The organism is Haliea sp. E17 (assembly GCF_048323675.1).
Taxonomy (GTDB): Bacteria; Pseudomonadota; Gammaproteobacteria; order Pseudomonadales; family Halieaceae; genus Mangrovimicrobium.
This window is the reverse complement of sequence record NZ_JBLWFK010000004.1, coordinates 395,493-408,728: the sequence shown is the minus strand read 5'-3', so window position 1 is coordinate 408,728 and position 13,236 is coordinate 395,493. Positions and strand designations below refer to the sequence as shown.

The window sequence follows — 13,236 nt, the reverse complement described above, 5'->3', positions numbered from 1 at the left end:
GACATTGCTTAGCGACGAACTCAAGGACGCCATCCGCACTGCCTACACCGCGTTGATGGACAGCAAGCAGCTGACCCCGCGCTGGGGGCAGCGGCAGATGATCGCCGAGATCGCCAATACCCTGGCGCGGATTCCCGAGGCCGGCGAGCCTGACCCCGAGCAGCCGGCGGTCTGTGTGATAGAGGCGGGCACCGGTACCGGCAAGACCATCGCCTACGCCGTGGCCGCCATTCCCCTGGCCCAGGCGCTGGGCAAGCGGCTGGTGGTCGCCACCGCCACCGTCGCCCTGCAGGAACAGTTCATCAACCGCGATCTGCCGGACATCCGCAAGCATAGCGGCCTGCAATTTGATTCCGCACTGGCCAAGGGGCGCCGTCGCTATGTCTGCCTCTCCCGGCTCGACCGGCTGGTCATGCAGCGTGAGGGCGAGAGCGGCATGCTGCCACTCTATCCGGATGAAGTGGCCGCTGCGACGCCCGACGAAGCCGCGCCAGTCTACATGGCGATGCTGGATGCCCTGGGGCGGGGTGAGTGGGACGGCGACCGCGACAACTGGCAGGACAGCCTGGCCGAGGCGGTCTGGTACCCCCTGACCACCGACCACTCCCAGTGCTCCGGGCGACGCTGCCCGAACATCGGCCAGTGCAGTTTCTACCGCGCGCGGGAGAGCCTGCAGGGCGCGGACGTGGTGGTGACCAACCACGACCTGGTGCTGGCGGATCTCGCGCTGGGTGGCGGCGCGATCCTGCCGCCGCCGGAGGACAGCATCTACGTCTTCGACGAAGGCCACCACCTGCCGGACAAGGCGCTGTCCCACTTTTCCAGTTTCTGCCGACTGCATTCCACCATCGCCTGGCTGGAGGATGCGCGCAAGGCGCTGGGGCAGGGCAGTGCGCTGCTGACCTCGCTGGATATTTCCGCCCACGCCCTGACCCAACTGCAGGAGGACATGGACGCCGCGGTCGCCGAATTGCAGTTCGCCGAGCAGACCGTCGCCCAGCTCTTCGAGGGCGAGGATACCGAGGCGGACGAACCGCGCCTGCGCTTTGCCCACGGCATCGTGCCCGATCACCTTCGGCAGCTCGCCTCTACCCTCGAAACCCGCTTCGGCAAACTCGGCGGCGCCCTGGCGCGCATGGAGGCGCGGCTCGAGGGCGCCTTGGAAGACGACCTGGCCGCGGTCGACAAGGACGAAGTGGAAACCTGGCACCTCAACCTCGGCGGCATGCTGGGGCGGGCTGAATCGGCGCTGGCCCTGTGGGAAAGTTTTGCCGCCCCGGCCGGGGACGACCGTTCGGAACCCCCGATCGCCCGCTGGATAACCATGCTCAACAACAACGGGCAGTTCGGTTTCGAACTGCGCAGCAGCCCGGTACTGGCGGCGGAGATCCTGCAGGATCACCTGTGGCGGCGCGCGGCGGGGGTGATCGTCACCTCGGCAACCATCACCGCGCTGAACTCCTTCGATCGTTTTCGCCTGCACTCCGGAGCGCCGGCTGCGGGCAACTACAAGCAGGTTGCCAGCCCCTTCGACTACAGTGGCGCCGTGTTTGCCGTACCGCCCATGGATTGCGAGCCGGGTGATGCCCGTGCCCATACCGCGGCGATCATTGCGATGCTGCCAACCCTGCTGGATCCGCGCGAGGGCTGCCTGGTGCTGTTTTCCTCGCGCCGCCAGATGCTCGATGTCTACGAGGGCGTCAGCGCCAGCATGGGCGAGCGGATCCTGGTGCAGGGCGACTACAGCAAGCAGGAAACCCTGCGCCGGCACCGCGAGCGCATCGACGCGGGTGAGGGCAGCGTGATCTTCGGCCTGGCGAGCTTCGCCGAGGGGGTCGACCTGCCCGGTGAGTACTGCCGGCACGTGGTGATCGCCAAGATACCCTTCGCCGTCCCGGATAGCCCGCTGGAGGCTTCGCTGAGCGAGTGGATCGAGGCCCGCGGGGGCAATTCCTTCATGGAAATCAGCGTGCCGGACGCGGCGATCCGCCTGGTGCAGGCCGCGGGCCGCCTGCTGCGTACCGAGAGCGATACCGGGCGCGTGACCCTGCTCGACCGACGCGTTCTGACCAAGCGTTACGGGCGGGCGATCCTGGATTCACTGCCGCCGTTCCGGCGCGAACTGGGCTGAAACTTCAGTAGGCCTGCAGTGCGTGCTCCACCTGGGCCTGCCACTCCGGCGCCAGTTCCTCGATTTCCAGTGCGCTGCGTAATACCTGTTCCCGCCCGGAGCTGTTGCGGTCGTGCTTTGCCCGGAACAGCGCGTGGACGGAAAGCGCCGAGGGGTGGGGGCGCTCCAGTACCAGCTCGTCACCGGCGCGAATCGTTCCTGCCTCCAGCACGCGGAAATAGACCCCGGTGTGAAAGTGCAGGGTGAACAGGGCGGGCGCGCGCTCGTCGCCGAGCGCGATACCCAGCTTGAAGCAGGGATTGCGCGGCTGGCTCACTTCCAGCAGCGCATCACCGGCGCGGAATCGGTCGCCCAGGTGGACCTGCTTTTCGTCGAGTTCACTCACCGAGAGATTTTCGCCGAAGGCGCCGGCGGAATAGCTGCGACCCAGCACCTGTTGCCAGTGCGGGTAGTGCTGCAGGCCGAAGGCATAGACCGCCTTGTGTTCGCCGCCATGGTTGACGAGGTCGGATTGCTCGTCGCCATCGCAGCCACTGGTGTGTACCGGGAGCGGGTCGACGATGGGTCGCTTGAAGATACCGGTCCTCACCGGCTCGCCCCGGTATTCAACCTCGCGGCCGGTGGAGGTGTTGACTGACTCTATGCGCAAGGCGTCACCGCGTGGTGTCGATGGGAAAAGTACAGGCACGATAGCCGGAATCGCCGTGCGATTGAAAGCACCGCTGTTTGCATTGTGGTCTACACTCAGCTTGCCAATACGACCGCCGCGAGTCTGGGCGTGTCGCACTGACGCGTGTTCAGGACTACCAATCTGACTGGGAGGTTAAGAACGTGTGTATCCAGAAAATAACCAGAATCATCTGCTTGACCCTGGTATTCATCCTCACCGGCGCCGGGCAGGCGATGGCGGACTCTGCCGCCGATTCGGCGGCGTTACGGGCTGTCGACGAGTCCTGGATGTCCGCCTATAACAGCGGCGATGCCGATGCCCTGGCGAACCTGTACGCCGAGGACGCGGTACTCATGCCCCCGGGTGTGGCCCCAGTACAGGGTCGGGCGGCGATCCGCGCTTACTATGCGAAGGACACGGCGGCCTCAATGAGCGCCGGGATGAGTATGCACCTGGACGCCGAGCCCACCGGCGGCGTTTCCGGTGACCTCGGCTGGCAGTCGGGCTATTACCGGGCGACGGACAGCTCCGGCGCGGTCGTCGATACCGGGAAATACCTGTCTGTCTCGGTGAAAAAGGACGGTAAGTGGCTCTACATCAGGGACACCTGGAATTCAGATTCTCCGTGACGGAAGCTGCCGCCATGACGACGCGGGTGTAGTACCGGCTGCGCCAGAGAGACTGATCGATACGGACAGGGAGGTCCGCGTTATATGCTGTATAGATGCTACCCGCCGGGCAGCAACGCCTGGCCAAGGGGCCGGGCTGTGCCCTGTAGACCTGTGCAAAGCAAAACGGTGATGCAATTGACTGGAGCGGGTGATGGGAATCGAACCCACGTTTGAAGCTTGGGAAGCTCCAGTTCTACCATTGAACTACACCCGCAGTGGTCGGCAGAGATTACTGGCAATCGTGCAGGTGGTCAAAGGTCCCGGCGACAAATCCTGTAGAATCCGGTTTTTGTATCCGTAAAACGAGTGGCCCTGAGTGACGGGCGACTCGGTACCCCGGGAGGAATGCCGTGCGGACCCAGGTAGCAGCGCTGTTGATCGATATCGAAGCCCAGCTTCGGCAACTGGATATGTGGGAGGCAGAAGCGCCGCCAGCCGAGGCGTTCGCGTCTACCCAGCCCTTTTTTATCGATACCATGTCTCTGCCGCAGTGGCTGCAATTCGTGTTCCTGCCCACCATGCGGCGCCTGCTCGACGAAGACCAGCCCCTGCCGGGGCAGTGCGGCATTGCGCCGATGGCGGAGGAACACTTCCGCGGCAGCGGTTTGCCGGTGCAAAAGCTCATCATAGTGCTCGACGATATCGACCGCCTGCTGACGCAGTCCACAGCCTGAGCCGGAAAATCTCCCGGGCCAGATAAAAAAATGGCCCTCTCTCGAGGGCCATTGTCGGGTCGTGATTGCCAGTCGGCGCCGGCGCTTATACCCGCTCAAGCACCGTGGTAATGCCCTGTCCCAGGCCGATGCACATGGTGGACACGCCCAGGGTCATGTCGCGGTCCTCCATGATGTTCAGCAGGGAGCCGGTGATGCGGGTGCCGGAGCAGCCGAAGGGGTGGCCGAGGGCGATGGCGCCGCCGTGCACGTTGACCTTCTCGTCCATCTTGTCCAGCAGGTCCAGGTCCTTCAGCACCACCAGCGCCTGGGCGGCAAAAGCCTCGTTGAGTTCCATCATCTCGATGTCACCCATGCTCAGGCCGAGTTGCTTCAGCGCCTTTTTGGTGGAGGGCACCGGGCCGTAACCCATGATCGAGGGATCGACCCCCGCCAGGGTGGCGGCGCGGACCCGCGCGATAGGCTTCAGGCCCAGCGCCTGGGCTTTTTCCGCGGACATCATCAGCATGGCGGAAGCGCCGTCGGAGACCTGGGAGGACTGTCCCGCCGTCACCGTACCACCCTGGGGGTTGAAGGCGGGCGGCAGCGCGGCGAGGCCTTCGAAGGTGGTCTCCGGGCGGATGGTCTCGTCCGCGGTGATAGAGACCAGGCTGCCGCTTTCGTCGTGACCGTCCACCGGGATGATCTCCCGGGCGAACTTGCCCTCCAGGGTAGCCTTGTGGGCCAGCTGGTGGGAGCGCAGGCCGAACTGGTCCTGCTGTTCGCGGCTGATGCCGTGGAGGATCGCCAGGTACTCGGCAGTCATGCCCATCAGGCCGGCGGCCTTGGCCACCGAGCGGCCCATGCGCGGATTGGGGTCGATGTTGGCGGTGTCCATCATCGGCAGGTGACCCAGGTGTTCGACGCCGCCCACCAGGTAGACGTCACCGATGCCGGCCATGATATTGGCGGTGGCGGTGTGCAGGGCGCTCATCGATGAGCCGCACAGGCGGTTGACGGTCTGCGCGGGAACTTCGTGGGGCAGTTCGGCGTTCAGCACGATCATCCGCGCCAGGTTCATGCCCTGTTCGCCGCGCTGGATCACGCAGCCCCAGATGAGATCGTCGATCTCTTTCGGGTCCAGCGCTTGGTTGCGGGCCAGCATGCCCTTGATCACGGCGGCGGACAGGTCGTCCGCGCGCACGTTGCGGAAACAGCCATTCTTGGATCGCCCCATGGCGGAACGGGCGTAGTCGACAATTACTGCGTCTCGGGGATTCATACTCACAATCTCTCTCCTCTATCCCGGCCCGGGCTCATTTGTAGGCGTAGTAGGTCTCGCCATTGGCGAGCATGGCTTGCATGCGCTCGGTCAGCTCGTAGGCCTTGCCGAGGGGCGCATACTTCTCTGAAGCCTCGGCGATGGCGGCCAGGCCGATGGTGTCCATCCAGCGGAAGATGCCGCCGCGGAAGGGCGGGAAGCCGACGCCGTAGAGCATCGCCAGGTCCGCTTCCGCCGGGGAGTCGACAATGCCTTCTTCCAGGCAGCGCGCCAGTTCGATGGCCATGGGCAGCATCATGCGCATCTCGATCTCCTCGCGCGCGAACTCCTGGCGCGGGCCGGCGCTGTCGCCAAACATGGCGTAGACGTCCGCGTTGAGAGTTTTCTTCGGCTTGCCTTTCTTGTCCGGCACGTATTCGTAGAAGCCCTTGCCGTTTTTCTGGCCGAAACGCTCCAGCTCGAACATCATCTCGGTGGCGCTTTTGAAGTCCGGCGCCATGCGGTCGGGGAAGCCCTCCGCCATGACTTTGGCGGCGTGGACACCGGTGTCGATGCCGACCACGTCCATCAGGTAGGCCGGGCCCATCGGCCAGCCCCAGCGCTCCATGACTTTGTCGATGGCGGTGAAGTCGGCGCCGTCGCGGATCAGCAGGTTGAAGCCGCCGAAGTAGGGGAACAGCACCCGGTTGACCAGGAAGCCGGGACAGTCCTTCACCACCACCGCTTTCTTGCCCATCTTGTTGGCGTAGGCCACGGTGCGGGCGACCGCCCGGTCAGAGGTTTTCTCGCCGCGAATGACTTCCACCAGGGGCATGGCGTGCACCGGGTTGAAGAAGTGCATGCCGCAGAAGTTTTCCGGGCGTTTGAGGTTCTGCGCCAGGCGAGTGATGGAGATGGTCGAGGTGTTGGAGGCGAGGATGGTGTCCTCGGTGATGTGGTCCTCGGTCTCCGCCAGTACGATGCCCTTGACCTTCTCGTTCTCCACTACAGCCTCGACCACGATGTCCACAGCGTCGAAGCCGGCGTAGGTCAGGGTGGGGTCGATGCTGTTGAGCACATTGCCCATTTCCTCGGGGCTCATGCGGCCGCGGGCGACCCGCTTGGACAGCAGCTTGTTGGCTTCGGACAGGCCGAGGTCCAGGCCGGCCTGATTGATGTCCTTCATCTTGATCGGGGTGCCCTTGTAGGCGCTCTGGTAGGCGATGCCGCCGCCCATGATACCGGCGCCGAGTACTGCCGCGTGCTCCACCGGTTTGTCGGCCTGTTTTTCCCAGCCCTTGGCTTTCTTGCCAAGCAACTGGTCGGAGAGGAAGACGCCGACCAGCGCGGTGGCGACCGGGGTGCTGGCGAGTTCGGCGAAGGCATCGGCTTCGACCGCCAGCGCGTCTTCCAGGGACATGCTGCGGGCCGCCTCGATGACATCCACGACCTTGATCGGCGCGGGGTAGTTCTTGCCCGCCTGCTGGCCGACCATGGCCTTGATGGTGAAGAAGCTCATCATGGCCTCGATGTCGTTCAGCGGCAGGGGGCCGTTCTTGCGCGCGCGGCGCTCGAGGTAGTCGAGTTTGCCGTCGATGGCGTTTTGCAGGGTCGCCAGCGCGACATCGCGCAGCGCACCCGGCTCGGCGACCGCATCCACGGCGCCGGCCTTGAGGGCCGCGTCGGCGCGCTGGTCGGCGCCGGTGGCGATCCAGGTGACTGCCTCGTCCACGCCGATCAGGCGCGGCAGGCGGGTGGTGCCGCCCCAGCCGGGCAGGATGCCGAGCTTGGTTTCCGGCAGGCCGATCTTGGCTGCGGTGCTCATGATGCGGAAGTCGCAGGCCAGGCTGATCTCCATGCCGCCGCCCATGGCGAAACCGTTGATTGCCACTGCGGTGGGGTAGGGCAGGGCGGCGATACGATTGAAATTGGCATTGTTGACGCCGGAGAAGGCCTTGATCTCCTCCTTGCTGGCGCCGAACAGTTGCAGGAACTCGGTGATATCGGCGCCGACGATAAACACGGACTTGCCGGAGGTGAGGAGCAGGCCGCGAATACCCTGCTCGGCTTCGAGGGCGTCCAGGGCCGCGGTCAGGCTGGCAACGCTGGCCTGGTCGAACTTGTTTACGGATTCGCCCTGCAGGTCGAAACACAGTTCGGCGATGTCGCCGTCGAGACGCCGGAGCGTAAACTGCTCACTCTGATACATCATGTCAGTGTCCTGTGGTCATGAATTGTGGGTCGCCTCACCCGGTGCTTGCGCACCGTGGCGTGTCGGCCTGGAATGCCGGAGGCGGGGTGGAATGTTTCAGTGTAGACCCGGGATGCCAACGGCGAAACAAGTTTACACCGATAACATTGCTTTGGCGAGAGCTTGTGTTTCGGGGATATGGCGGAGGCCTGCCTCCGCCAGGCGGCTGGGGACAGGGGGCGCGGTGCCCCCTGCGGCTGTCAGATGTCGTACATCACGCGCTGCAGTTTGGCGCGATCCTTGTGCTCGAACTTGCGCCCGTAAATGTCGAGGAAGGTGGTCTCGTTGTAGGACAGCTCGTCACCCTCCACACGCATTTCCATGTGGAAGGCGGTAGTGCGGGCTTTTTCCAGCATGAAGGGGGTCTGGGCAATGCCGAAGGTCTCGCTGCCCATTTCCGCCTTGACGGTGAAAATACTGGCGTCACCCTCGGTTTTCAGTTCGCCGCCTGCGAGCAGCACCACCCCACGGGGAATGGTCAGGGAGTGGGCGATCAGCCCGGTTGCCGGCTCGTAGATCCAGTGGCCGACCTGGTCGTGGAAGATGCGTCCATTGGCGCGTTTGCGCACCACCTGGTGATAGCGCAGGGAGACCAGGTCCTGTTCCTCGGCGTTATCGGCAGGGCCGGAGGGCGTGAAAGTGATGCTGTCGTAGTAGGCCTCGGAATCCTCGCCATCGGGTTCCGGGGCGATATCCAGGCCGCGGTCGCCCCACCAGGTGCCGATCAGTTGCGCCAGCGGGCCGTAGTCCACACCATCGATAACAGTGCTCATCAAGTACTCCTTGCAAATTGCGGGGGCCGCCGGACAGTGGGCAACCGGCCTGCCCCGTGGGAGTGTGTCGGGGGAGTGGGAGCCTGATTCCAGCGTCGGCGCCCCGGGGAGAGGCGCCGACAGGTATTCTAGTGGACTATGCGCTCGGAGGGCAGGGGCATGCCGTTTTCAAGCGCGGAATCCGCGCTGGCACCCTGCTGCTGCACATAGTGGCGTAGCCGACCCACCACGCTGGTCATCACGTCGATGGTCTGGCTGATCTGGTCCAGCGCCATCAGGATGGTCTCGGTCTCGCTCGGTTTGCTCTCACTCATCCGGTTGTCCTCGTGTGACTGTATCGTCCATTAACCGCAACTGTGCTTCTACCGATTGGTGCTGAAGGCGCTCACTGCCGCAGGGAGCGCCGCATACAACGCCACTGTCAGTCCCAGCTCAGGGCACCCCCCGTCTGGTACTCGATGACCCGGGTTTCGAAGAAGTTCTTCTCCTTGCGCAGGTCCATTATCTCGCTCATCCAGGGGAAGGGATTCTGCGCCCCCTTGAACTGCTCGGGCAGGCCGAGCTGGGCCAGGCGCCGGTTGGCGATGAAGTGCAGGTACTCCTCCATCATTGCGGCGTTCATCCCCAGCACGCCGCGCGGCATGCTGTCCCTGGCGTATTCGATTTCGATCTGGGTGCCCTCGAGGATCATCTGGGTGACCTCGGCCTGGAAATCCGGCGTCCACAGGTGCGGGTTTTCCAGTTTGATCTGGTTGATGACGTCGATGCCGAAATTGAGGTGCATCGATTCGTCGCGCAGGATGTACTGGAACTGCTCGGCGACGCCGGTCATCTTGTTGCGACGACCCATGGAGAGAATCTGGGTAAAGCCGCAGTAGAAGAAGATACCCTCGGTGACTGCGTAGAATCCGATCAGGTTGCGCAGCAGGGTGCGGTCCGCTTCCGGTGTGCCGGTCTTGAAGGTCGGGTCCGAGAGTTCGTGGGTGTGGCTGAGGCTCCAGGCGGCCTTCTTCGCCACCGAGGGAATCTCCCGGTACATGTTGAACACCTCGCCTTCATCCATGCCCAGCGACTCGATGCAGTACTGGTAGGCGTGGGTGTGAATGGCTTCCTCGAAGGCCTGGCGCAGCAGGTACTGGCGGCACTCGGGGTTGGTGATGAGGCGGTAGATGGCCAGCACCAGGTTGTTGGCCACCAACGAGTCCGCGGTGGAGAAATAGCCCAGTGAGCGCATCACGATGCGCCGTTCGTCCTCGGTCAGGCCGTCGCGGCTCTTCCAGGTGGCGACGTCGGCGGTCATGTTGATTTCCTGGGGCATCCAGTGGTTGGCGCAGCCGTCCAGGTATTTCTGCCAGGCCCAGTCGTACTTGAAGGGCACCAGCTGGTTGAGGTCGGCGCGGCAGTTGATCATCGCTTTCTCATCTACCGAGACCCGCGAGGCGCCCATCTCCAGTTCCTCGAGCCCCGGGGCGACATCCAGGTTCTGTACTGCCTCGGCGGCGAGTGCCGCGAGATCCGCATCTTTGGCTGCGCTGGCCTCGGTGGTTGCCAGAGATGATTCGGTGGAACGCTCCGGCGCGGGCACCGCGGCCGGTTTTTCGACAGCGGCCGGCACCGGCATTTCGGCGGCAGCTGGCGCTGCGGTCACCGTCGGTTCAGCCAGGCGCGCTGCCCCGCGAGCCTGGTTGTTACTGGCGCTGTCTTCCTTGTGGTAGTCGTCCCAACTCAACATCTGGTTTTGTCCCCTGGCGTTTGTTTCCTGTTGTGTTTCACTCGGTTCCATTGGCACCTTACTGGCAGGCCTCGCAATCCGGGTCGTCCAGCGAGCAGGCCTTGGGCACCGGTGCCGGTGCGACTGCATCCCGGGATACCGCGTTCAGGGCGCCGCTTTCGATGGTCGATTTCTCGGTGCTGGTGGCGGCCAGTGAGCGCAGGTAGTAGGTGGTCTTCAGGCCGTTGTACCAGGCCATGCGGTAGGTCACGTCGAGCTTCTTGCCGCTGGCGTTGTTGATGTACAGGTTCAGTGACTGCGCCTGGTCGATCCATTTCTGGCGCCGGCTGGCGGCGTCCACCAGCCAGCGCGGCTCGACTTCAAAGGCGGTGGCGTAGACGGCCTTGAGGTCTGCCGGCACCCGGTCAATGGCCTGGACTGAACCGTCGTAGTACTTGAGATCGTTGACCATGACGCCATCCCAGAGGCCGCGGGACTTGAGGTCGTTGACCAGGTAGGGATTGACCACCGTGAACTCGCCGGACAGGTTCGATTTGACATACAGGTTCTGGTAGGTCGGCTCGATCGACTGGGAAACGCCGGTGATGTTGGCGATGGTCGCGGTTGGTGCGATCGCCATGACGTTGGAGTTGCGCATGCCGTCGCGCTGGACCTTGTTGCGCAGGCCCGGCCAGTCAAGGGTCTGGCTGCGATCGACCTGGAGGTAGTCCGCGCCGCGCTCCTCGGCCAGTCGGTCGAGCGTGTCGATCGGGAACACGCCCTGGCTCCACAGCGAGCCCTGGTAAGTCTGGTAGCTGCCGCGTTCCGCCGCGAGGTCGCTGGAGGCCTCGATGGCGAAGTAGCTGATGGCCTCCATGGAGCGGTCGGCAAACTCGACAGCGGCGTCGGAGGCGTAGGCGACGTGCTGCTTGTACAGCGCGTCCTGGAAGCCCATCACGCCGAGGCCGACAGGCCGGTGCTTGAAGTTGGAATTGCGCGCCGTATCCACCGAGTAGTAGTTGATATCGATTACGTTATCCAGCATGCGCACGGCGGTGCGCACGGTGTTGCGCAGCTTCTCCAGGTCCAGGCCCTGCTCGCCAATGTGCCGTGGCAGGTTGATGGAGCCCAGGTTGCAGACCGCGATTTCATCCGCGTTGGTGTTCAGGGTGATCTCGGTACACAGGTTGGAGGAGTGCACCACGCCGACATGCTGCTGCGGCGAGCGCAGGTTGCAGGGGTCCTTGAAGGTCACCCAGGGATGGCCGGTCTCGAACAGCATGCCGAGCATCTTGCGCCAGAGGTTTTCCGCCTTCACCGTCTTGTGCAGTTTCAGGCGACCCGCGCGGGCCTCTTCTTCATAGTGGTTGTAACGCTCCTCGAAGGCACGGCCGTAGAGATCGTGCAGGTCGGGGGTATCGTTGGGCGAGAACAGGGTCCACTCGCCGCCCTGGAAGACCCGCTTCATGAACAGGTCGGGAATCCAGTTGGCGGTGTTCATGTCGTGGGTGCGCCGGCGGTCGTCACCGGTGTTCTTGCGCAGGTCGAGGAATTCCTCGATATCCAGGTGCCAGGTCTCGAGGTAGGCGCAAACTGCCCCTTTGCGCTTGCCACCCTGGTTTACCGCGACCGCGGTGTCGTTGACCACCTTGAGAAAAGGCACGATCCCCTGGCTCTTGCCGTTGGTTCCTTTGATGTAGGAGCCCAGCGCCCTCACTGGCGTCCAGTCGTTGCCCAGGCCGCCGGCGAACTTGGAGAGCATGGCGTTGTCCTGGATGGCGCCGAAGATGCCGCTCAGGTCGTCGGGTACCGTGGTGAGGTAGCAGGACGACAGCTGGGGCCGCAGGGTGCCGGCGTTGAACAGTGTCGGGGTGGAGCTCATGTAGTCGAATGAGGAAAGCAGCTGGTAGAACTCGATGGCGCGCTCGTTCTTTTGCGGCTCCTCTATCGCCAGCCCCATGGCCACACGCATGAAGAAAATCTGCGGCAGTTCGAAGCGCACTTCGTTGCTGTGGATGAAATAGCGGTCGTAGAGGGTCTGCAGTCCCAGGTAGGTGAACTGCAGGTCGCGCTCCGGCAGCAGTGCCCGGCCGAGCAGGTCGAGGTCGTAGTCGGCGAGCAGTTTCGGGTCCAGCAGTTCCAGTTCCACCCCGCGGGCGATGTAGGCGGGGAGGGCACGGGCGTAGAGCAGGGCCATGTCCGACTGGGTGGCGCTGTCGGCGACGCCGAGGAAATTCAGGGCCTCGGCGCGCAGGTTGTCGCAGAGCAGGCGCGCGGCGACATAGCTGTAGTTGGGTTCCTGCTCGATCAGGGTGCGTGCGGTGATGACCAGGGAGGTGGACAGTTCCGCGCTGGTGACGCCGTCGTAAAGGTTCTTCAGCGAGGCGTCGAGGATGCGCGCTTCGCTGACGTCTTCGAGGCCGGCGCAGGCCTCACTGACGATGGTGTGCAGGCGGGCGAGGTCGAGCGGGGCCCTGCTGCCGTCCGGCTGGACCACGCTGATATTGCTGGCCGCCGCCTGGGTTTCCTGGGAGAGGGCCGAGCGGGCGGCGCGCTTGCGGGCCTGTTCCTCGCGGTAGATAACGTACTCGCGGGCGATTTTGTGCTCGCCGGCGCGCATCAGGGAGAGCTCGACCTGGTCCTGGATGTCCTCGATGTGGACGGTGCCGCCCGAGGGCATGCGCCGCTTGAAGGTGGCGATGACCTGTTCGGTGAGGCGGGCGACGGTTTCGTGGATGCGGCTGGAGGCTGCGGCGGTGCCGCCCTCCACGGCGAGAAAGGCCTTGGTGATGGCCACGGAAATCTTGCTGTCTTCGAAACTGACTACGGTGCCGTTGCGCTTGATAACCCGCAGCTGGCCCGGTGCGGTTGCTGCGATGGCGCCACTGGAGGCGGTGGGTGTTGATGGGGTGCTGACAGGAGCTGTGGAGCCGGATTGGGTTTCAGTCTGCATGGTCTCTCCGTTGTATCGCGACCGCCAGTCCCGATTCCCCTGGCCGCGTTGTGTTGTCTATCACGTCGCTCAACCGGTTCACCTTGCCCCTGCTGGAGGGGGCTCCGATTGGCGTCACTGTGTGATCCCCACACTGGTGGTGGGAAGCTTTTCTTGCCCGCA

Annotated in this window: 10 protein-coding genes and 1 tRNA gene; 3 read left to right on the top strand and 8 right to left on the bottom strand. The window is 64.1% G+C overall.

All coding sequences use genetic code 11. The features are described from left to right. Window positions 1-4 precede the first annotated feature (4 nt). Window positions 5-2,131, top strand: coding sequence for an ATP-dependent DNA helicase DinG (gene dinG, locus ACNKU3_RS12460; RefSeq protein ID WP_418259796.1), 2,127 nt, complete (start codon window positions 5-7; stop codon window positions 2,129-2,131). Window positions 2,132-2,135: 4 nt separating this feature from the next. Here the strand turns inward: dinG and ACNKU3_RS12455 are convergent, their stop codons facing one another. Beyond that, window positions 2,136-2,780 carry an MOSC domain-containing protein gene (locus ACNKU3_RS12455; protein WP_418259795.1) on the bottom strand — a complete coding sequence of 215 codons (645 nt, stop codon included), beginning with the start codon at window positions 2,778-2,780 and terminating at the stop codon, window positions 2,136-2,138. Between the two features lie 215 nt (window positions 2,781-2,995). Between ACNKU3_RS12455 and ACNKU3_RS12450 the strand changes: the two genes are divergently transcribed. Next, a complete protein-coding gene (locus ACNKU3_RS12450) occupies window positions 2,996-3,430 on the top strand; it encodes a YybH family protein (protein WP_418259794.1) in 435 nt (144 codons plus the stop codon). Between the two features lie 182 nt (window positions 3,431-3,612). Here the strand turns inward: ACNKU3_RS12450 and ACNKU3_RS12445 are convergent. Then, window positions 3,613-3,686 (bottom strand) — tRNA-Gly (locus ACNKU3_RS12445). Window positions 3,687-3,822: 136 nt separating this feature from the next. Between ACNKU3_RS12445 and ACNKU3_RS12440 the strand changes: the two genes are divergently transcribed. Beyond that, the gene (locus tag ACNKU3_RS12440; RefSeq protein WP_418259793.1) at window positions 3,823-4,146 is read left to right on the top strand and encodes a YqcC family protein; all 324 of its coding nucleotides are present in this window, start codon (window positions 3,823-3,825) and stop codon (window positions 4,144-4,146) included. An 85-nt stretch (window positions 4,147-4,231) separates the two neighbouring features. Here the strand turns inward: ACNKU3_RS12440 and fadA are convergent, their stop codons facing one another. From fadA to ACNKU3_RS12410, 6 genes are all read right to left on the bottom strand, one after another. Continuing rightward, entirely contained in the window at window positions 4,232-5,413 is a 1,182-nt protein-coding gene (gene fadA / locus ACNKU3_RS12435; RefSeq protein ID WP_418259792.1) for an acetyl-CoA C-acyltransferase FadA, read from the bottom strand. Between the two features lie 28 nt (window positions 5,414-5,441). After that, complete coding sequence (gene fadB / locus ACNKU3_RS12430) at window positions 5,442-7,598, bottom strand: fatty acid oxidation complex subunit alpha FadB (RefSeq protein ID WP_418259790.1); 2,157 nt, start codon at window positions 7,596-7,598, stop codon at window positions 5,442-5,444. A gap of 239 nt (window positions 7,599-7,837) precedes the next feature. Continuing rightward, on the bottom strand, window positions 7,838-8,410 hold the full coding sequence (locus ACNKU3_RS12425) for a heme-binding beta-barrel domain-containing protein (protein WP_418259789.1): 573 nt from the start codon (window positions 8,408-8,410) through the stop codon (window positions 7,838-7,840). 128 nt (window positions 8,411-8,538) lie between these two features. Then, on the bottom strand, window positions 8,539-8,724 hold the full coding sequence (locus tag ACNKU3_RS12420; protein ID WP_418259788.1) for a hypothetical protein: 186 nt from the start codon (window positions 8,722-8,724) through the stop codon (window positions 8,539-8,541). Window positions 8,725-8,831: 107 nt separating this feature from the next. Continuing rightward, on the bottom strand, window positions 8,832-10,142 hold the full coding sequence (locus ACNKU3_RS12415; protein WP_418259787.1) for a ribonucleotide-diphosphate reductase subunit beta: 1,311 nt from the start codon (window positions 10,140-10,142) through the stop codon (window positions 8,832-8,834). A 58-nt stretch (window positions 10,143-10,200) separates the two neighbouring features. Further along, window positions 10,201-13,074 (bottom strand): ribonucleoside-diphosphate reductase subunit alpha, encoded by a 2,874-nt coding sequence (locus ACNKU3_RS12410; RefSeq protein WP_418259786.1) that lies wholly within the window; start codon window positions 13,072-13,074, stop codon window positions 10,201-10,203. Window positions 13,075-13,236: the final 162 nt, after the last annotated feature.